Source organism: Pseudomonas fluorescens, assembly GCF_002837185.1.
GTDB classification, from domain to species: domain Bacteria; phylum Pseudomonadota; class Gammaproteobacteria; order Pseudomonadales; family Pseudomonadaceae; genus Aquipseudomonas; species Aquipseudomonas fluorescens_AM.
Genome location: NZ_KZ477994.1, coordinates 78,186 through 99,048, shown reverse-complemented (window position 1 = coordinate 99,048; position 20,863 = coordinate 78,186). Strand labels below are relative to the sequence as shown.

17 protein-coding genes are annotated in these 20,863 nt (G+C 62.4%); 12 read left to right on the top strand and 5 right to left on the bottom strand.

The window, feature by feature from the left end:
• The first annotated feature begins 24 nt into the window (after positions 1–24).
• The 3 genes from CIB54_RS11960 (at position 25) to rarD (ending at position 4,148) form a co-directional block, all read left to right on the top strand.
• On the top strand, positions 25–1,923 hold the full coding sequence (locus tag CIB54_RS11960) for a PhoX family protein (RefSeq protein ID WP_101219884.1): 1,899 nt from the start codon (positions 25–27) through the stop codon (positions 1,921–1,923).
• 182 nt (positions 1,924–2,105) lie between these two features.
• Entirely contained in the window at positions 2,106–3,080 is a 975-nt protein-coding gene (locus CIB54_RS11955) for a serine/threonine protein kinase (RefSeq protein ID WP_003176519.1), read from the top strand.
• 183 nt (positions 3,081–3,263) lie between these two features.
• A complete protein-coding gene (gene rarD, locus CIB54_RS11950; RefSeq protein ID WP_065934285.1) occupies positions 3,264–4,148 on the top strand; it encodes an EamA family transporter RarD in 885 nt (294 codons plus the stop codon).
• Positions 4,149–4,369: 221 nt separating this feature from the next.
• Here the strand turns inward: rarD and CIB54_RS11945 are convergent, their stop codons facing one another.
• Positions 4,370–4,882: a glycine cleavage system transcriptional repressor gene (locus CIB54_RS11945; RefSeq protein ID WP_065949521.1), complete on the bottom strand. Its 513-nt coding sequence runs from the start codon at positions 4,880–4,882 to the stop codon at positions 4,370–4,372.
• Positions 4,883–5,245: 363 nt separating this feature from the next.
• On the opposite strand from CIB54_RS11945, the gene CIB54_RS11940 reads away from it, so the two are divergent.
• Positions 5,246–7,423 carry a malate synthase G gene (locus CIB54_RS11940; RefSeq protein ID WP_101219883.1) on the top strand — a complete coding sequence of 726 codons (2,178 nt, stop codon included), beginning with the start codon at positions 5,246–5,248 and terminating at the stop codon, positions 7,421–7,423.
• 163 nt (positions 7,424–7,586) lie between these two features.
• Here CIB54_RS11940 and CIB54_RS11935 read toward each other — a convergent pair whose 3' ends face one another.
• Positions 7,587–8,033, bottom strand: a complete 447-nt coding sequence (locus CIB54_RS11935; RefSeq protein ID WP_065949519.1) for a response regulator — start codon at positions 8,031–8,033, stop codon at positions 7,587–7,589.
• A gap of 244 nt (positions 8,034–8,277) precedes the next feature.
• Between CIB54_RS11935 and CIB54_RS11930 the strand changes: the two genes are divergently transcribed.
• The 8 genes from CIB54_RS11930 to CIB54_RS11895 all read left to right on the top strand — a co-directional run bounded on the left by CIB54_RS11930 (position 8,278) and on the right by CIB54_RS11895 (position 17,254).
• Positions 8,278–10,200 (top strand): putative nucleotidyltransferase substrate binding domain-containing protein, encoded by a 1,923-nt coding sequence (locus CIB54_RS11930; protein WP_178084412.1) that lies wholly within the window; start codon positions 8,278–8,280, stop codon positions 10,198–10,200.
• Complete coding sequence (locus CIB54_RS11925) at positions 10,197–10,904, top strand: 3'-5' exonuclease (RefSeq protein ID WP_101219881.1); 708 nt, start codon at positions 10,197–10,199, stop codon at positions 10,902–10,904. The genes CIB54_RS11930 and CIB54_RS11925 overlap by 4 nt, the downstream gene beginning before the upstream one ends.
• A gap of 94 nt (positions 10,905–10,998) precedes the next feature.
• Positions 10,999–11,517 (top strand): RNA polymerase sigma factor, encoded by a 519-nt coding sequence (locus CIB54_RS11920; protein WP_057723624.1) that lies wholly within the window; start codon positions 10,999–11,001, stop codon positions 11,515–11,517.
• Positions 11,514–12,482 (top strand): FecR domain-containing protein, encoded by a 969-nt coding sequence (locus CIB54_RS11915; RefSeq protein ID WP_101219880.1) that lies wholly within the window; start codon positions 11,514–11,516, stop codon positions 12,480–12,482. Before CIB54_RS11920 ends, CIB54_RS11915 begins: the two co-directional genes overlap by 4 nt.
• Positions 12,483–12,686: 204 nt before the next feature.
• Positions 12,687–15,116, top strand: a complete 2,430-nt coding sequence (locus CIB54_RS11910) for a TonB-dependent siderophore receptor (protein WP_101219879.1) — start codon at positions 12,687–12,689, stop codon at positions 15,114–15,116.
• A gap of 62 nt (positions 15,117–15,178) precedes the next feature.
• Positions 15,179–16,282 carry a PepSY-associated TM helix domain-containing protein gene (locus CIB54_RS11905; protein WP_101219878.1) on the top strand — a complete coding sequence of 368 codons (1,104 nt, stop codon included), beginning with the start codon at positions 15,179–15,181 and terminating at the stop codon, positions 16,280–16,282.
• A complete protein-coding gene (locus CIB54_RS11900; protein WP_101219877.1) occupies positions 16,279–16,461 on the top strand; it encodes a hypothetical protein in 183 nt (60 codons plus the stop codon). Before CIB54_RS11905 ends, CIB54_RS11900 begins: the two co-directional genes overlap by 4 nt.
• A gap of 163 nt (positions 16,462–16,624) precedes the next feature.
• Positions 16,625–17,254 (top strand): glutathione S-transferase family protein, encoded by a 630-nt coding sequence (locus CIB54_RS11895; RefSeq protein ID WP_065949512.1) that lies wholly within the window; start codon positions 16,625–16,627, stop codon positions 17,252–17,254.
• 91 nt (positions 17,255–17,345) lie between these two features.
• Here the strand turns inward: CIB54_RS11895 and creD are convergent, their stop codons facing one another.
• The 3 genes from creD to creB are packed head-to-tail and all read right to left on the bottom strand — an operon-like array spanning position 17,346 to position 20,854.
• Positions 17,346–18,695 carry a cell envelope integrity protein CreD gene (creD, locus tag CIB54_RS11890; RefSeq protein ID WP_101219876.1) on the bottom strand — a complete coding sequence of 450 codons (1,350 nt, stop codon included), beginning with the start codon at positions 18,693–18,695 and terminating at the stop codon, positions 17,346–17,348.
• Positions 18,696–18,746: 51 nt separating this feature from the next.
• Positions 18,747–20,186 (bottom strand): two-component system sensor histidine kinase CreC, encoded by a 1,440-nt coding sequence (gene creC / locus CIB54_RS11885; protein ID WP_101219875.1) that lies wholly within the window; start codon positions 20,184–20,186, stop codon positions 18,747–18,749.
• Positions 20,186–20,854: a two-component system response regulator CreB gene (gene creB / locus CIB54_RS11880; protein ID WP_065949509.1), complete on the bottom strand. Its 669-nt coding sequence runs from the start codon at positions 20,852–20,854 to the stop codon at positions 20,186–20,188. Before creB ends, creC begins: the two co-directional genes overlap by 1 nt.
• Positions 20,855–20,863 lie beyond the last annotated feature (9 nt).

Below are 20,863 nucleotides of genomic sequence, written 5' to 3'. Positions count from 1 at the left end.
TGCAAAAACCGTAAGGAGCCTGACATGAGCCTGCTGGAAGAAAACCAAGCCACCGACCTCGAACAGATGGTCGGCCTCACCCGTCGCCGCTTTATCGGTGCCGGCGCCCTGTGCGGTGCGGCGATGTTCCTGGGCGGCAACCTGCTCAGTCGCAGCGCCCTGGCCGTGAATGCCGCCTCTGCCAGCCCGTTGCTGGGCTTTACCGGCATCGCCGCCGCCACCAGCGACACCATCAGCCTGCCGCCCGGCTACAGCGCCTCGGTGCTGATCAGCTGGGGCCAGCCCTTGAGCAAGCAGGCGCCGGCCTTCGATCCCTCCGGCAACGGCACGGCCAAGGCCCAGGAACAGCAGTTCGGCGACAACAATGACGGCATGAGCCTGTTTCCCTTCCCCGGCGACGACAACCGCGCCTTGATGGCGATCAACAACGAATACACCAACTACCGCTACCTCTACGCCCACGGCGGCGCACCGCAATCGGCCGAAGACGTGCGCAAGGCCCTGGCCAGCGAAGGCGTGTCGGTGATCGAAATACAGCGCAAGGGCGATACCTGGCAGTTCGTCCAGGACTCACGCTATAACCGGCGCATTCACGGCAACACGCCAATCCGCCTGAGCGGCCCCGCCGCCGGCCACGACTGGCTGAAAACCGGCGCCGACAACACCGGCAAGAACGCCCTGGGCACCTTCCAGAACTGCGCCAACGGCAAGACCCCGTGGGGCACTTACCTCACCTGCGAAGAGAACTTCACCGACTGTTTCGGCAGCAGCAACCCCCAGCAGGTCTTCGACGCCGGGCAAAAACGCTACGGCGCGGTCGCCGCCAGCAAAGACATCAACTGGCACCCGCACGACCCGCGCTTCGACATGGCCACGAACCCCAACGAACTCAATCGTCACGGCTGGGTGGTGGAAATCGACCCGTTCGACCCGCAATCCACCCCGGTCAAGCGCACCGCCCTGGGCCGTTTCAAGCACGAAAACGCGGCCCTGGCCGAGACCCGCGACGGTCGCGCCGTGGTGTACATGGGCGATGATGAACGTGGCGAATTCATCTACAAGTTCGTCAGCCGCGATCCGATCAACCACGACAACCCGAAGGCCAACAAGGATTTGCTCGATCACGGCACCTTGTACGTGGCGATCTTCGACGCGGGCAATGGCGATGCCGATCATCCCAAGGGCAAGGGCCAGTGGGTCGAGCTCACCCATGGCAAAAACGGCATCGATGCCGGCACAGGCTTTGCCAGCCAGGCCGAAGTGCTGATCCATGCCCGCCTGGCCGCCAGCGTGGTGAACGCCACGCGCATGGACCGCCCGGAATGGATCGTGGTCAGCCCCATCGACGGCCAGGTCTACTGCACCCTCACCAACAACGCCAAGCGCGGCGAAGACGGCCAGCCGGTGGGCGGGCCCAACCCGCGTGAGAAGAACGTCTATGGCCAGATCCTGCGCTGGAAAGCCGACGCCGATAACCACGGTGCCACGGACTTCACCTGGGACCTGTTCGTCGTCGCCGGCAACCCCGGCGTACACGCGGGCGCGCCGAAGGGCGGCTCGTCCAACATCAACCCGCAGAACATGTTCAACAGCCCGGACGGCCTGGGTTTCGACAAGGCCGGTCGCCTGTGGATTCTCACCGACGGCGACTACAGCAACGCGGGCGACTTCGCCGGCATGGGCAACAACCAGATGCTGTGTGCCGACCCGGGCACCGGGGAGATTCGTCGCTTCATGGTCGGGCCGGTGGCGTGTGAAGTCACCGGGATCAGCTTTTCGCCGGATCAGAAAACGCTGTTTGTGGGTATTCAACATCCCGGTGAAACTGGCGGCTCGACGTGGCCGGAGCATCTGCCGAACGGCAAGCCGCGTTCGTCGGTGCTGGCGATTCGGCGCGATGATGGCGGGGTTGTCGGCGCCTGACAGGGCCTCATCGGGGGCAAGTCGAATCGTCGCACCGCCCCTCCCACCTTTACCTGTATTCACAAATCAAGTGTGGGAGGGGGCTTGCCCCCGATAGCAATAGCACAGCCACCACCTATCTCAGCCCCGGTGCGTTACCATACCCGGCCGGACGCGGCGACCTGCTGCGCGCAGGAGTTCGCATGGCCCACCCGTTTGAAACACTCACCCCTGACCTGGTTCTCGACGCCGTCGAAAGCATCGGTTTTCTCAGCGATGCGCGCATTTTGGCGCTCAACAGCTACGAAAACCGCGTGTATCAGGTGGGCATCGAAGATTCCGAGCCCCTGATCGCCAAGTTCTACCGGCCGCAGCGCTGGACCAACGAAGCGATCCTGGAAGAACACCGTTTCACCTTCGAACTGGCTGAATGCGACGTGCCGGTGGTCGCGCCGCTGATCCACAACGGCGCAAGCCTGTTCGAGCATCAGGGTTTCCGCTTCACCCTGTTTCCACGCCGTGGCGGCCGCGCGCCGGAGCCGGGCAACCTCGACCAGCTCTATCGCCTCGGGCAACTGCTCGGCCGTTTGCATGCCGTGGGGTCCACCCGCCCGTTCGAACACCGCGAGGCCCTCGGCGTAAAGAACTTCGGTCATGATTCCCTGACCACCCTGCTCGAAGGCAACTTCATTCCCAAGAGCCTGCTACCGGCCTACGAGTCCGTGGCCCGCGACCTGCTCAAGCGCGTGGAAGAGGTCTACAAGGCCACCCCGCACAAGAACATCCGCATGCACGGCGACTGCCACCCCGGCAACATGATGTGCCGCGACGAGATGTTCCACATCGTCGACCTGGATGACTGCCGCATGGGCCCGGCGGTGCAGGACCTGTGGATGATGCTCGCCGGCGATCGCCAGGAATGCCTGGGCCAATTGTCGGAATTGATGGACGGCTACCAGGAGTTCCACGACTTCGACCCGCGGGAACTGGCCCTGATCGAACCCTTGCGCGCCCTGCGCCTGATGCACTACAGCGCCTGGTTGGCGCGGCGCTGGGACGACCCGGCATTTCCCCACAGCTTCCCGTGGTTTGGCAGCGAGCGCTATTGGGGTGATCAAGTGCTGGCGTTGCGTGAGCAGCTGTCGGCCCTCAACGAAGAACCGCTGAAACTCTTCTGACTGCTGCGCTTTAGGTGGGAGGGGGCTTGCCCCCGAAGGCGGCCTGTCAGCTGAGACATATCGCGACCGATACCCCGCTATCGGGGGCAAGCTCCCTCCCACATAAAAGCGAAGCGGGGCCCCATGCATGGACAAATATCCTTACAATCGCGCTTTGTAAGCTGCCTGAGCAAGGATTCTGCAATGCACGCCGCCAACCCCCGCAAGGGTTACATCCTGGGCCTGAGCGCCTATGTCATCTGGGGCCTGTTCCCGCTGTATTTCAAAGCCATTGCCAGTGTCCCCGCCGCCGAGATCATCGTGCATCGCGTGCTGTGGTCGGCGCTGTTCGGTGGCTTGCTGTTGATGGTGTGGAAACACCCGGGCTGGTTTCGCGAGCTGCGCGACAACCCCAGGCGCCTGGCGATCCTGGCCCTCAGCGGTTCGTTGATCGCGGCCAACTGGCTGACGTATGTATGGTCGGTCAACACCGGGCGCATGCTGGAAGCGAGCCTGGGTTACTACATCAACCCGCTGGTCAACGTACTGCTGGGGATGCTGCTGCTCGGCGAACGCCTGCGCCGCCTGCAATGGGTAGCCGTGGTTCTGGCGGCGGTCGGTGTGGCGCAACAGGTGTGGCAAGTCGGCAGTTTGCCGTGGGTATCGCTGGTACTGGCGCTGACGTTTGGCTTCTACGGGCTGATCCGCAAACAGGCGCCGGTAAAAGCCCTGCCGGGGCTGGTGGTGGAAACCTGGATGCTGGTCCCGATTGCCATCGCCTGGTTGCTGTTCAACCCGACGGCCCACAGCGCACAGCTGGAATTCTGGAGCACCTCCGAGGCCTGGTGGCTGGTGGCCGCAGGCCCGGTGACGCTGATCCCGCTGGTCTGTTTCAACGCCGCCGCGCGGCATCTGCCTTACACGGCACTGGGCTTTCTGCAGTACGTAGCGCCCACCCTGGTGCTGCTGGAAGCCGTGCTGCTGTTCGGCGAACACCTGGCGCCCAGCACGCTGACCGCCTTCGCCTTTATCTGGGCGGGCCTGGTGGTGTACAGCGTGGATATCTGGCTGAGCGTGCGCAAACGCTGATCAAAAAACGTTCAAAGCCCTGCACGCCATAGGCGGCCTGGCTTGCAGACATTCACCCCAAGGTTATCCACAACCTGGTCCCCGCCATTTGTGCACAAGCCCTTGAAACTGCTCGTTTTTTGCTCAGCTGGCGAAGAGGCCCGGCCAGCGGGGCCTGGCGTCGAGTCTCTACAGGTTATCCACAGGCCCATGCAAGATTTCCATGCATAACCTCATGGGGGTCATTCATCGTTGCGCAGTTCTACCATCAAATCGTCTGCCAGGGTTTCAAGGGACGCCTGCAACGTCTCCAGGGATAAGCTAGACGGCACCTGCAACAAGGCCTCGGCGTTGAACAGCGGATCGCCGCTCATCGGGGCCGGGCGCACATCGGTGCTCAAGCGCTCCAGGTTGACGCCCTGCCTGCTCAACAGCGCAGTGATCTCCCGCACGATGCCCGCGCGATCATTGCCCACCAGGGTCATCACGATCGGTTTGGACGCCGATGCCTGGCCGGAACTGCCCTCGCCCACCAGTACGCGAATGCCGTGGGTGGATAAGTCCTCCAGCGCCCCCACCAGTTCCTGACGGTTCTCTGCGGGAACGCTGACGCGCAGGATCCCGGCAAACTGCCCAGCCATATGGGCCATGCGGCTCTCCAGCCAGTTGCCACCGTGGGCAGCGATGTTGTGCGCGATGCGTTCAACCAGGCCGGGTTTGTCGGCGGCGATAATTGTGAGTACAAGATGATCCATGGCGAAGTACCTCGGGTGCGATTCCTGTAGGAGCGAGCTTGCTCGCGAAGGTCGTCAACGATAACGCGAAAAAACTGACACCAGCGGTGCTCTTAGGTTTTTCGCGAGCTAGCTCGCTCCTACAAGGTGGACGCGCGGTAGCTCGAAAACAAATCGTGTACCATTTTTATATTTATCTGGAACAATCCAATAGTTTTTTGAGAACATCCGATTCTCCGCTGTGACCGTACGACCAAAGTGGGTCGCTAAACGACGTATTTAGTCTAATTTTCACAACCGCAAGTCATCATGTAGTATGCCCAACCGTGCACTACATAATGAAAATCTGAAAAAGCGCATAAGCTCCGCAGAGTGAGGCAAGCAATGACTGAACACGTTCAAGTCGGTGGCCTGCAGGTCGCCAAAGTCCTGTTCGACTTCGTGAACAACGAAGCCATTCCCGGTACCGGCATCACTGCCGACCAGTTCTGGGCCGGCGCCGACAAGGTCATTCACGACCTGGCGCCGAAGAACAAAGCCCTGCTCGCCAAACGCGACGATTTCCAGGCGCGCATCGATACCTGGCACCAGACCCATGCCGGCCAGGCCCACGACCCGGTGGCCTACAAAGCCTTCCTGCAAGACATCGGATACCTGCTGCCAGAAGCCGCAGACTTCCAGGCTTCGACCCAAAACGTCGACGACGAAATCGCACGCATGGCCGGCCCTCAATTGGTGGTGCCGGTGATGAACGCCCGCTTCGCCCTCAATGCTTCCAATGCACGTTGGGGTTCGCTGTATGACGCGCTGTATGGCACCGATGCCATCAGCGAAGCCGACGGCGCGCAAAAGGGCAAGGGCTACAACAAAGTGCGCGGCGACAAGGTCATCGCCTTCGCCCGCGCCTTCCTCGATGAAGCCGCGCCGCTCAGCGCCGGCAGCCACGTCGACTCCATCGGCTACAAGATCGTCGACGGCAAGCTGATCGTCAGCCTCAAGGGCGGCAGCAACAGCGGCCTGCGTGACGACGCGCAGTTGATCGGGTTCCAGGGCTCTGCGGCCGAGCCGATTGCGATCCTGTTCAAGCACAACGGCCTGCACTTCGAGCTCCAGATCGACGCCGGCACCCCGGTCGGCCAGACCGACGCCGCCGGCGTCAAAGACGTGCTGATGGAAGCTGCGCTGACCACCATCATGGACTGCGAAGACTCCGTCGCCGCCGTGGATGCCGACGACAAAGTGGTGATCTACCGCAACTGGCTCGGCCTGATGAAGGGCGACCTGGCCGAAGAAGTGGCCAAGGGCGGCAAGACCTTTACCCGCACCATGAACCCTGATCGCGTCTACACCGGCGTGGATGGCAACGACGTCACCCTGCACGGCCGCTCGCTGTTGTTCGTGCGCAACGTTGGCCACTTGATGACCATCGACGCGATCCTCGATAAAGACGGCAACGAAGTGCCGGAAGGCATCCTCGACGGCCTGCTCACCAGCCTGGCGGCGATCCACAGCCTCAACGGCAACAGCTCGCGCAAGAACAGCCGCACAGGTTCCGTGTACATCGTCAAACCGAAGATGCATGGCCCCGAAGAAGCGGCGTTCACCAACGAGCTGTTCGGCCGCATCGAAGACGTGCTGAACCTTGCGCGTAATACGCTGAAAGTCGGGATCATGGACGAGGAGCGCCGCACCACGGTCAACCTCAAGGCCTGCATCAAGGCGGCCAGCGAGCGCGTGGTGTTCATCAACACCGGCTTCCTCGACCGCACCGGCGACGAAATCCACACCTCCATGGAAGCCGGCGCCATGGTGCGCAAGGCCGCCATGAAATCCGAGAAGTGGATCGGCGCCTACGAAAACTGGAACGTCGATATTGGCTTGAGCACTGGCCTGCAAGGGCGTGCACAGATCGGTAAAGGCATGTGGGCGATGCCCGACCTGATGGCCGCGATGCTCGAACAGAAAATCGCTCACCCACTGGCCGGTGCCAACACGGCCTGGGTACCGTCGCCAACGGCGGCTGCACTGCATGCATTGCACTACCACAAAGTCGATGTGTTCGCCCGCCAGGCCGAGTTGGCCAAGCGCGAGCGTGCCTCGGTGGATGACATCCTGACGATTCCTCTGGCGCAACATACCAATTGGTCCGAAGAAGAGATCCGCAACGAACTGGACAACAATGCCCAGGGCATTCTTGGCTATGTGGTGCGCTGGATCGACCAGGGCGTCGGTTGTTCGAAAGTGCCGGACATCAACGATGTGGGCCTGATGGAAGACCGCGCCACCCTGCGCATCTCCAGCCAGCACATCGCCAACTGGTTGCGCCACGGCATCGTCAATGAAGCCCAGGTCATGGAAAGCCTCAAGCGCATGGCGCCGGTGGTGGACCGCCAGAATGCCGGGGACGCGCTGTACCGCCCGCTGGCGCCGGATTTCGACAGCAACATCGCGTTCCAGGCGGCGGTGGAGTTGGTGATTGAAGGGACCAGACAGCCCAACGGTTACACCGAGCCGGTGTTGCACCGCCGGCGTCGGGAGTTCAAGGCTAAAAATGGCCTGTGAATGAAAAAAGCCCTGATCGCCAGATCAGGGCTTTTTATTTGCGGGTGGGGTGGCTGGACTGGCGCTATCGGGGGCAAGCCCCCTCCCACACTTTGATTTGTGAGCACATTCAAATGTGGGAGGGGACTTGCCCCCGATCAGGCCATCACACTCACCACAAAAATCAGGAAACCATCCCCAACTCGCGCTTCACCAGCTTCGCCAACTTAACGCTATCAATCGGCTTGAGCAGAAAGTCCACCACGCTCAAATGCATCGCATCAATCACATCCGGCGCTTCGGCGTCACCCGACATGATGATGATCGGCAACGCCGCACGGGTCGATTCGCGCACCTGGCGGATCAGCTGCAAACCGTTGCTCGGCGCCATGCGCAAATCGGTGATCAGCAGACCAATGGAACTGTGAGACTTCAACAACTCCCACGCGCGCTCCCCGTTGTCAGCCGTCATGCAGCGAATGCCGTCCAGCCCGAGGATTTCCGCCAGCAGTTCACGCGCATCCTTGTCGTCGTCCACGATCAACACGCGTTGTGGCGGTAAATCAGGCTCCAGCATCACGGCGCTCAGCGCCTCGCGCTCGGCATCACTCAAAATATCGTGGTCGGACATACGTTTCTCAGCAATTCTTATCAATCTCCCAGCACTCGTCAGACATCTGCGGAAGGGCGAACAATGTGCACTTCGTCGGAAAGTTTGCCTAGTGGGCGTTCCACGGGTTTTGGACGATAGTCATGTAAGGCTTTTCCCTAGTTGTGCGCAGGGGTCACCGACCTAGACTTACGTCCAATGGGCACCCGCCGTGCAGAAGTCGACCATGCAGCACGATAACGACAAAAAAACTGCGGTCACTGTTATGAGTAAAGCTGATGCTTTCACGCAGGCGGGTAAAACCGCCGTGTTGCAGAACATCCACGGCACCCTGCAATTCCTGCAGCGCTTCCCACCGTTCAACCAGATGGAAAATGCGCACCTGGCGTTTCTGGTGGAACAGTGCCAACTGCGTTTCTATGGCCCCGGCGACAGCATCCTCAAGCCGTCGGGCGGGCCGGTCGAGCATTTTTATATCGTCAAGCAGGGTCGCGTGGTCGGCGAGCGGCCGGACTCGACAGACCCCACCTTCGAGATCACCACGGGCGAATGCTTCCCCCTCGCCGCCTTGCTCGGTGAACGCGCCACCCGCACCGAGCACAAAGCCTGCGAAGACACCTTTTGCCTGCAACTGAACAAGATGGCGTTCATCAAGCTGTTCGCCCTTTCCAGCCCGTTTCGTGATTTCGCCTTGCGCGGTGTCAGCAGCCTGCTCGACCAGGTCAACCAGCAGGTGCAGCAAAAAGCCGTGGAAACCCTCGGCACCCAATACTCGTTGAACACTCGCCTGGGTGAACTGGCGATGCGCCACCCGGTCATGTGCAGCCCGGACACTGCGCTGCGCGAAGCGGTGCGGCTGATGCATGAGCAGCAGGTCGGCAGCATTGTGATTGTCGATGAGCACAAGGCGCCGCTGGGCATCTTCACCCTGCGTGACCTGCGCCAGGTGGTGGCCGACGGCACCGTTGATTTCAGTCAAGGCATCGCCGCCCATATGACCCAGGCGCCGTTCTTCCTGAGCCCGGACCACAGCGCGTTCGACGCGGCGATCGCCATGACCGAGCGGCATATCGCCCATGTGTGCCTGGTGCAGGACCAACGCCTGTGCGGCGTGGTCTCGGAGCGCGACCTGTTTTCCCTGCAACGCGTCGACCTGGTGCACCTGGCGCGTACCATCCGCAACGCATCCCGTGTGGAACAACTGGTGGCGATCCGCGGCGAGATCGGCCAGCTGGTCGAACGCATGCTGGCCCACGGCGCGTCGTCTACGCAGATCACCCACATCATTACCTTGCTTAACGATCACACCGTGTGCCGGGTCATCGAGTTGACCCTGGCGGAAAAAGGCGACCCTGGCGTGCCCTTCAGTTGGCTGTGCTTTGGCAGCGAAGGCCGCCGCGAACAGACGCTGTACACCGACCAGGACAACGGCATCCTGTTCGAGGCCCGAGACGCGGTGGAAGCCGCCGAGATTCGCGAGCGCCTGCTGCCCCTGGCGCAGCAGATCAACCAGAGCCTGGCGCTGTGCGGTTTCAGCCTGTGCAAGGGCAATATCATGGCCGGCAACCCGGAACTGTGCCTGTCACGGGCCGAATGGGCCCGACGGTTTGCCGCCTTCATTCGCGACGCCACGCCGGAGAACCTGCTGGGTTCGAGCATCTATTTCGACCTGCGCGTGGTGTGGGGCGATGAGCAGGGTTGCGCACAACTGCGCCAGGGCATTCTGGATCAGGTGGCGGACAACCGGCTGTTCCAACGCATGCTGGCCGAGAACGCCTTGCGCCAACGCCCACCCGTAGGGCGCTTTCGCGAGTTTGTGCTGACGCGCAAAAGCGGCGAAAAGGCCACCCTGGATCTCAAGGTGCAGGGCCTTACGCCGTTCGTGGACGGTGCGCGCCTGTTGGCCCTGGCCCATGGCATCCACGCCAACAACACCCTGGAGCGGCTGCGCCAGTTGGTCGCCAGACAGGTGATCGAGCCACTGGACGGGGCGGCGTACGAAGAGGCTTACCACTTCATTCAACAAACCCGCATGCAGCAGCATCAGGTACAGACCCGGGAAAACCTGCCGTACTCCAACCGCGTCGATCCTGACAGCCTCAATCACCTGGATCGGCGCATCCTGCGCGAATCCCTGCGTCAGGCCCAGCGCCTGCAAAGCAGCCTGACCTTGCGGTATCAGCTGTGAGCCTGTTCAGCTGGCTGCGCGCGAAAAAACCGCGGCTCAATGCGGCGCAGCAGCAACGCCTGGGCCAACTGCCCGCGCCCGCCGCACTGGGCGATGCGCCCTTGCGCAGCCAGCGCTGGGTGGTGGTCGACCTGGAAACCAGCGGCCTGCACCTCAACCGTGACCAGGTGCTGTCCATCGGCGCCGTGGTCATCGAGGACGGTGCGGTGGACTTCTCGCAGATGTTCGAACGCACCCTGCAACGCACCGCCGGCAAACTCAGCCCCAGCGTGCTGATCCACGGCCTCGGCCCCAGCGCAATCGCGGCCGGCAGCGACCCGGTGGATGCGCTGCTGGATTTCATGGCGTTCGTGGGCGACAGCCCGCTGCTGGCCTTCCATGCGCCGTTCGATCAACACATGCTGAGCCGGGCGCTCAAGGAAAGCCTGGGTTATCGCCTGGGCCATCCCTTTCTCGATGTGGCCGATATCGCCCCGCTGTTGTGCCCTGAGGCGAACATCCGTGAGGCCGGTCTGGATGAATGGATCAACCATTTCGGGTTGCAGGTGGGCGAGCGCCATCACGCCAGTGCCGATGCACTGGCCACGGCGGAGCTGATGCTGATCCTGTTCAGCCGCGCACGCCAGCAACACATCGACACGCCCCACGCGCTGCACGCGCGCTTGAGCCAATGGCGGCGGCGTAAACAGGCGCCATCGTTTTAGTGGCGCTGCCCGACAGACGCCAATTGCGCCCACCACACACCTCTGAGACAATCGCGAATAATTCTCGTTAGTTTAAACTTTATTCGGTGATGCCTTGTCGTCGGCCCAGACCCCACACAGTGAGCTTGTTGGCGCGTTGTACCGCGACCATCGTGGCTGGCTGCTGGCCTGGCTACGGCGCAATGTGGCTTGCCCGAGCCGCGCCGAAGACCTGAGCCAGGACACCTTCATGCGCCTGCTGGGCCGTGACGGCCTGCGCGAACCTCGCGAGCCACGCGCCTTTCTGGTGGCGATTGCCAAGGGTTTGCTGTTCGACTACTTCCGCCGCGCCGCCCTGGAACAGGCCTACCTCACCGAATTGATGCTGATCCCGGAAAGCGAACATCCATCGCCTGAAGCACAGCAACTGATCCTCGAAGACCTCAAGGCCATCGACCGTCTGCTCGGCAAACTGTCGAGCAAAGCCCGCGCCGCCTTCCTCTATAACCGCCTCGACGGCCTGGGCCATGCAGACATCGCCCAGCGCCTGGGTGTGTCGGTGCCGCGCGTACGCCAGTATCTCGCCCAGGGCATTCGCCAGTGCTACATCGCGCTGTATGGCGAGCCATCGTGAGCCTGATCAGCGCAAAGCCGGTGTCGGCCCGCGTGCTGGACGCCGCGATTGCCTGGCAACTGTCCCTCGATTCCGGCGACGGCAGCGTGGTGGAACAGGAAGAATTCGCCAAGTGGCTGGCCAGCGACGAAGAACACGCCCGCGCCTGGCGCCAGCTGGGCATGCTCGACCAACGTTTCAGCGCAGCTTCCGGCCCTGCGCGGGCTGCATTGTTGCAATCGCGCGATACTGCGCACCAGCGCATGCGCAAACTGGGCCGTGGCCTGGCGAGCATCGCGCTGGTGTGTGGCCTGGCATTGTTTGCCGGCGAGCGCTATGTGCCCATCCACTATTGGCTGGCCGATCAACGCACCGCCACCGGCGAGCAGCGCACCCTTGAGCTGGCGGACGGCACCCGGATCAACCTCAATACCCACACGGCCATTGACGTGCGTTTCGACGATAAACGCCGCGTGATTGTGTTGCAGGAGGGCGAAATCCTGGTCGAGACCGGCCATAACGATCCGCGCCCGTTCTCTGTACAAACCCGCGACGGCAACCTGCGGGCGCTGGGTACGCGGTTCATCGTGAGGCGCGAGGACGACGCCACGCGCCTGAGCGTGCTGCAATCGGCGGTGGCCGCCCAGCCTGAAGCATTGCCTCAGGAACAGATTTTCAAGGCCGGCGAGCAAGTGCTGATGCGCAGCGACGGCCTTGGTGCGCCGCTTGCCGTTCCGCCGGCCAGCGACGCCTGGACCCGCGGCATGCTGGTGGTCGACAACGCCCGCCTGGGCGATGTGGTGGCTGAGCTAGGCCGTTATCGCAGCGGCCATCTGGGTGTGGACGACAGCGTGGCCGACCTGCGCATCACCGGCAGCTTCCCGCTGCACGACACCACCCTGGCGCTCAATGCGCTGTTGCCGACCTTGCCGGTGCAGATCGAGCAGCACACGCCGTGGTGGGTGACCGTCAAGGGTAGGCCTTAGGTTCTGCGGCATCTGAAGACCGTTATCGGGGGCAAGCCCCCTCCCACACTTTAATTTGTGAACGCGGCCCATTGTGGGAGGGGGCTTGCCCCCGATGAGGCCCACAAAAACACCGCCCAAAAATATTTTCACCCCGCCCTATCACTTTCCGATTCTCGTCCGGCACCTAGGCAATTGAGAAATATTTCCATTCAGGAGCCGCCCATGTCCCGCACGCTAGACACTCTGTTGCGCCCCAGCCTGTTAGCCGTGGCCATTGCCCTCGGTGCCCCGCTGATCAGCCCCACGCTGATCGCCGCCGAACAGTCCACCAGCGTGCGCGCCTACAACCTGCCGGCCGCGCCACTGGCCGCCACCCTGAACCAGATTGCCAGCCAGGGCGGTCTCGCGCTCACCCTCAACCCGACGCTCGCCGCCGGCAAGACCTCGGCACCGGTCAAAGGCCAGTTCGATGCCCAGGGCGCGTTGCGCGAAGCCTTGCGCGGGACCGGGCTGCAGTTGGAGCAGAGCAGCGCCGGGACATTTACCCTGGTGGCGATTGCGGACGGCGTGGTGGCGTTACCGCAGACCAGTATTATCGGTCAAAGCAATTACGAGAGCGCCTGGGGGCCCGCGGAAGGCTACCTGGCCAAGCGCACTGCCGCCGGCACCAAGACCGACACGGCCCTGGTCGAGGCGCCGCGCTCGATCTCGGTGGCGACCCGCGAGCAAATGCAGGATCGCAACGTGCAGAACCTCGACGACGCGGTCAAATACATGCCCGGCATTGTGTCCGCCAGCTACGGCAGCGACACCCGTTACGACTGGATGCGCGTGCGTGGCTTCGAACCCACCCAATTCCTCGATGGCCTGCCTCTGCCCCGTGGCGTGTACGCCAACCCGAAAGCCGAAACCTGGAACCTCGACCGCCTCGCCCTGCTGCGTGGCCCGGCTTCCTCGGTTTACGGCCAGACCCCGCCGGGCGGCCTGCTGGACATGGTCAGTCGCCGCCCCAGCGCCGAACAGAGCAGCGCCATCCAGGTGCAATACGGCAGCGACAACTACCGTCAGATCAACTTTGCCAGCACCGGCAAGATCGATGATGAAGGCCAGTTCCTGTACGGCCTCAGCGGCGTGGTGCGCGATGCCGGCACCCAGGTCGACCACATCGACAACAAGCGCTACAACATTGCGCCGAGCCTGACGTGGAATATCGACACCGACACCAAGCTGACGCTGCTGTCGCAGTTCACGCGTGACGATACTGGCGCCACCAGTCAGTTCCTGCCGATCGTGGGCACCAAGATCAAATCGCCATTGGGCGACGTATCACATCACAAGAACCTGGGCGATCCAGATTACGAGTTCTACGACCGCACTTACTACGCGCTGGGCTATGCCTTCGAGCATCGCTTCAACGATACCTGGCAGTTCAAGCAGAACCTGCGTTACACCAAGTCGGAGTTGTCGTTCCAGCAACTGACCGTGGGTTCCTATGCCTTCGCTCCAGTGGATGCAGCGGGCAACATGGATCGCCTCTCGACCAACGTCGACGAGAACATCGGACAGTTCGCGGTGGATAACAACTTCCAGGCCGACTTCGCCACCGGTGATGTCACCCACACCCTGTTGCTGGGTCTGGACCACCAGCGGACCGACACCTCGTACCTGTCGATCTTCGGGGGGGCCGGGCGCGTCAATATCTTCAACCCGGTCAATACCACGCCGGTAGTACGCCCGGCGCGCTCCGATGCGTTCTACGACTACAACCAGAAAACCGTGCAGACCGGCCTCTACGTGCAAGACCAGATGGCCCTCAACAACTGGCGCCTGACCCTCGGTGGTCGTGAAGACTGGGTGCACCAGGGCACCACGTACTTCAACAAACAAGACGCGACCAACACCGACCGCAACAAAAACTTCAGCGGCAACGCGGCAGTCAGCTATGTGTTCGATTCGGGCTTCGTGCCATACCTGTCCTACGCCGAATCCTTCCAGCCAGCAAGCAACGCCAGCGCCGACCCGGTCAAGTCGTATAAGCCCACCGAAGGTAAGCAATGGGAACTGGGAATCAAGTATCAGCCACCGGGCTCCAATACCTTGCTGAGTGCGGCGATCTATAGCCTCACGCAGAAAAACGTACTGGTCACCAGCACCGGAACGAGCGGCACCCCGATCACCGACCAGACCGGCGAAGTGAAAGTCAAAGGCCTGGAACTGGAAGCCGTTTCTGACGTGACCGAGAACCTCAAGGTGATCGCGGCGTACACCCTGGCCAAATCCGAAGTGCAAAAAGGCGACTTCAAGGGCAACCGCCTGCAACTGATGCCCAACCAGCAGGCTTCGCTCTGGACCGACTACACCTGGCACACCGGCGTACTCGACGGCTTCGGTATCGGCTTCGGCGCCCGCTACACCGGCAATACCTATGGCGACCAGGGCAACACCTGGCTGGGTAAGGCCAACGCCTACACCGTGTTCGACGGTGCGGTGCATTACGACCTGGGCCGCCTCGACAACAGCCTCAAAGGTGCATCGGTCAAACTCAACGCTACCAACCTGTTCAACAAGGACTACATTTCCACCTGTGACGGTTCCTACTGCTACTTTGGCGACCAACGCAGCGTTGTCGCCAGCGCCACCTACCAGTGGTAATCGGCTGAGTTAACGACCAGGCCGTCCACAGGGGCGGCTTTGGTGTGTCTGAAGGCTAGAAAATGAAAAGCAAAACCATCCGCCGCTGGTCCTTCGTCCACACCTGGACCAGCCTGATCTGCACCGTTTTCCTGCTGCTGCTCGCCCTCACCGGCCTGCCGCTGGTGTTTCACCACGAGATCGATCACCTGCTGGGCAACGAACCCGAGCTCAAGCAGATGCCCGCCGAGACGCCACAGCTCAACCTGGAGCAGCTGGTGGCCAAGGCCCAGGCCCATCGCCCCGGCGAGGCCATGCAGTACCTGGCCTGGGACGAGGACGACAAAAACGGTGTGATCGCGATCATGGCCGCCACGGCCGGTACCGAGCCGAATGCGTCGCATACCTTCATGCTCGATGCGCGTACCGGCGAAACGGTGGAGATGCCTTCAGCCAATGGCGGGCTCACCCTGTTCCTGTTGCGCCTGCATGTGGACATGTTCGCCGGGCTGCCAGGCAAACTGCTGCTTGCGTTCATGGGCTTGCTGTTCGTGCTGGCGCTTGTATCAGGGACGGTGCTGTACCTGCCGTTCATGCGCCGCTTGAAGTTCGCCACCGTGCGCCAGGACAAATCCACCCGCCTGCGCTGGCTCGACCTGCATAACCTGATCGGCGTGGTCACCCTGACCTGGGCGCTGGTGGTGGGCGTGACCGGTGTGATCAGCGCCTGTGCCGACCTGATCATCGCCGCCTGGCGCCAGGACAGCCTCAGCGCCCTGATCGAACCCTACAAAGACGCCCCGCCACTGACCCAACGCGCGTCGGCAAGCGATTTGCTGAGCATCGCCGCCAAGGCTGCGCCCGGCATGCAACCGGACTTTATCGCCTTCCCCGGTACGCGCTTCTCCAGCGAGCATCACTACGCCGTGTTCATGAAAGGCAGTACCCACCTCACCTCCCATCTGCTCACACCGGTGTTGATCGACGCCAGCACCCTGGCCGTCACCGCCATCGCCGAACGGCCGTGGTACATGGACGCCATGGGCATGTCCCAGCCGCTGCACTTCGGTGACTATGGCGGCATGCCGATGAAAATCCTGTGGGCGGCGCTGGATGTGCTGACCATCGTGGTGCTGGTCAGCGGGATTTACCTATGGAGCGTGCGGCGCAAGGCGGGCAAGGCATGAAGCCGCGACAGTCGAGTTTTCGGAAGGTGTTTGGCATTCCGCTGGGGATTGGCCTGCTCAGCGCCGCCGGGTTGTTTGCGGCGTTGCTGGGGGATGGGGGGTGGGATTCGTTGAGTTGGGTGGGGTTGGGCATACCGGCGGGCATTGGTGCCTGGGCGTTGGTCAGGCGGCGTGGCTGATGGCCTCATCGGGGGCAAGCCCCCTCCCACATTTGATTTGTGAACACATTCAAGTGTGGGAGGGGGCTTGCCCCCGATGAGGCCATCAGCTCCAGCGAAAATCTCCCTCGCCAGCCACCGCGCAACCCTCTAGGCTAACCCCAGCCTATTTCGAGGAATGCCCATGTCCGCCCCCAGCATGACCTTGTTCCACAACCCCGCTTCGCCCTTCGTACGCAAAGTCCGCGTGTTGTTGATCGAGACCGGTCAGCAGGACCGTGTCGCCCTGCACGCCTGCCTGCCCACCCCCGTCAACCCGGACGCCGAGGTGGTGCAAGGCAACCCGGTCGGCAAGATCCCGGCCCTGCGCCTGGCCGACGGTTCGGTGCTGCACGACAGCCGAGTGATCCTCGATTACTTCGACCACCAGCACGTCGGCAACCCGCTGATCCCCCGCGACGGCTCGGCCCGCTGGCGCCGCCTGACCCTGGCCTCGATGGCTGACGGGATCATGGATGCCGCCGTGCTGGTGCGCTACGAAACCGCCATGCGCCCGGTGGAGAAACACTGGGACCAGTGGCTGGACGAGCAGCGCAACAAGATGCGGCGTGCACTGGCTGAGCTGGAACAGGACGCCATCGCTGAACTGGCCAGCCACTTCGACGTCGCCGCCATCAGCGTGGCCTGCGCCCTGGGCTACCTCGACTTTCGCCACCCGGACCTGCAATGGCGCGCGGACAATCCCAAGCTTGCCGCCTGGTACGCCGAGGTCAGCCAGCGGCCTTCGATGCAGCAGACCCAGCCGCCCGTCTGACCTTCACCCGGACCCAATGTGGGAGGGGCGGCGGCGTGATTGAGGAAGGTGACCATCCTGGCCTTCATTTGCTGGTCTTCGCGCAACCCGATCATTGCACCGCCTCCACCTTGCGCTTGCCTACCCCATACCAATCCAGCTTGCGTGTCAGCACCATCACCGTTCCGAGCAGGCCGAACAGCAGCAACGAGCCCATCAGCAACGCGTAATCCTCGGCACTCAGCAGCCCGTACAACAAGCCATACAATGCCGCCAGCCCCGCCGAAAAGCCCAGGCCGTGGGCCACGCTGCGCAGCACATGGCACACGTAGAAACCAATCAACACCACGCAGGCGCTGGCCGATATCAGATAAGCCAGGGCAAACCCCAAATGCTCGGACAGCGACAGCAACAGCAGGTAGAAGAACGCCAGCGCAACGCCCACCAACGCGTATTGGACGGGGTGCACCGCCAGGTTCTTGAGTACTTCGAACAGGAAGAAGCCGGCAAACGTCAGGGCGATGAACAGCAGCGCGTATTTGATCGCGCGGTCGCTCTTGAGGTACTGGTCCACCGGGTCGATGAAGTTCACACCGAAGCTGCGGTTGTTGAAGTCATCACAGCCTTGGCGGTCCAGGCAGGTTTGCAGGGCCTGTTCGAGGTTCGTGGCGAAAAACGAGGTCTGCCACTTGGCAGTGAAACCCTTGTCGGTGACCTCGCGCTGTGTCGGCAGAAAGTTGCCGACAAAACTCGGGTGCGGCCAGTTGGAGGCCAGTGATACCTGGCTGGTCTTGCCCACCGGCACCACCTGCAGTTGTTCGGTGCCCTGCAGGCGCAGGTCGAAGGCGAAATCCACGGCGGCAGGCTTTTTGCTGTCCTGCTCCGGCAGCATCACATGCACGCCCTCGCCCAACCAATCAACTTGAGAGCCCGGCGAAAACGCCAGGCGCTGCTGACCCAGCTCCAGCTCCAGCGCGTTTTCGATGCCGCGAATATCGCTGATGCCCATGGCCAGAAACGCCGGTTCAAAACGGTAATCGGCGAAGTTTTCCGTGATACCCAGTTGCGCAGGCAACTCGAAACGCCCACTGATGCGGTTGTCGGCATGGAACAACCGCGCCTGGTAAATGCCCCGGGCGCGCAGTTCGGTTTGCACCTGGCCGTCGAGTTCGAAACGCTCCGGCAGAAAATACAAGCGGCCGCGCTCTTCACGGGTTTCCTCGTAGCGTTTGTTGAGCTTTTCATTGAGCTTCCACTCGCGCACCGTCTTGCGAAACGGCACCACCAGCACCGGCCCGGTGAGCCGCTGGGCGAAGCTTGAGCTGCGGGCGATGTCCATCAATACGCCGTCGCGCAGTTGCTGGCGGTCGCTGATGATGCCGTTGATCATCAGCAACGGAATCAGCAACAGCAGGATCAGCAGCGCAATCGCGCCAAGTTTGAAAAGCAGGCTGCGGTTCATGGGTCTCTCCCTGTTTTGATGGGGAGAGTCTGGGCAGCCTGTGTGGGCGGTTTATGTGGGCAATGTGGAGACTGTGTGGAGATGCAGCACCGCTTGCACGCCACCCGGTACGTTGCCGACCTGCAACGCGCCGCCGTGCAGTTTCATCACTTCCTCGACAAAGTTGAGGCCCAGCCCGGTGCTTTTGCGTCCGCTGGCCGGGCGCGGCAGGGAATAGAAACGCTCGCTCAGGCGCGGCAAAGCGTAGTCGGGAATCGGCGCAGCCTGGTTGAACAGGCTGACGTGAACGTCGTTGTGCCGTACCTGCGCACTGAACCGCAGCGCGCCGCCGGGCGGGGTGAAATCCAGGGCGTTGTCCAGCAGGTTGCCCAGAGCCTGGCGCAGCAGGAAAGGCTCGCCATACACCTTCACATCAGCCGAAATCGTCTGCTCGACGTGCAACCCGGCGCCTTCGATCCGCGCACACTGGGCGTTGAGAGCAGCCTCGACCAGGGCCGCCAACGGGATGCTCGACTGCTCTTCCAGCCCCTGGCGTTGCTCCACCTGCGCCAGGTTCAACAGCCGCTCGATCAACTGCTGCAGGCGCGCGCTTTCGCTGTCGATATTGCCGACAAAACGCTGCTGCTGTTCGCGTGTCATGTCGCCCTGCAGCAACTCCGCCGCACCGCGAATCGCCGCCAGCGGGCTTTTCAGTTCGTGGGTCAGGGTATGTACATAGTGTTCGACATAGGCCTTGCCCTCCAACTGTGTGCGCATGTGCTCGACAGCGGTGGACAACTGCTTGAGCTCGCCGCCCCGGTAATGGGGCAACTCGGCACGACGGCCTTCGCTGACGGCCTCGGCATAGGCGGTCAAGCGTTTCAGGGCGACGCTCAGCCACCAAGACAACAGTGCGCCCAGCAGCAGGCCGAGAATGACCAGCCCGGCGCCGTACCACAGCAGACGGCGCTCGGTACGGTCAACGTAGGGCTGCAACGAGCTGTTGGGCTTGGCCACGGTGACCACGCCGATGATCCGGCCCTCGTCGCGAATCGGCGCGCCCACATGCATCACCGATGAAGCAGGGTCATCCGGCGCGCTGCGGGTGGAGCGCGCGCCATATTCGCCGCGCAGGGTCAGGTACACGTCGTTCCATTTCGAATAGTCCTGGCCCACCGCTTCACCGGTGGAGTCGAGCAACACCGTGCCGTGGGCGTCGGTCACGTAGATGCGGTGGTTGACCTGGTTTTTCGGCAGGCCCCAGATCACCGCGCCGGGTTGGCGATTGCCGTAAGCCTTGAGCAACTCTGGCCAATGGCTCTGGCCGAGGGTGCCGTTCTTCACATCATTGCGCAGGATTTCGGCGAGCAGGTTGGCGGTGTCCACCAGGGTTTCTTCGGTGGACTGGCGCACGCCGGGGCGGATTTCCTTCATCACAGTGCTGAGCACAAAATAGCCGGTGAGGCCGATGAACAGCGCGTACACCAGGAAAATCCGCAGCCCCAGGCGCATCAGCTGTGGCTCGGGTTGTAGCTGTAACCCAGGCCGCGATGGGTCTGGATCGGCTCAGCCTCGGCCGCCACGTTGCGCAACTTGCTGCGCAGGCTTTTGATATGACTGTCGATATTGCGCTCGTAGCCGGCGTCGGCCGGTACGCCCACCGCGTCCAGCAGTTGCTCGCGGCTGAACACACGTTCGGGTTGCTCCAGCAGGCTTTGCAACAGAAGGAATTCATGACGCGTCAGGCTCAGCGGCTGGCCGCGATAGTGGATCTGCATGCGCTCCAGGTCCACCTGGAAGACAGCAGGCGCCACACCCGGCCCGACACGCTTGAGAATCGCCCGCACCCTTGCGGCGACTTCACGCGGGCTGAACGGTTTGACCACATAATCGTCGGCGCCGATCTCCAGCCCCACCACGCGGTCGATCTCGCCATCCCGCGCGCTGAGGAACATCACCGGCACTTCGCTGAACCGGCGCAGCTGCTTGCAGGTTTCAAAACCTGTGATGTCAGGCAGGCCGATGTCGAGGATGATCAGGTCGGCCGGGGTATGACGCTGATGCTCCAGCGCCGCCTGGCCGAGGCTCAGCCAGGTGGTGGTAAAGCCCTCGCCCTGCAGGGCGAATATCAGCGTGTCGGCTATCGCCGCTTCGTCTTCGACAATCAGGATATGCGCCATGTGGGTCCG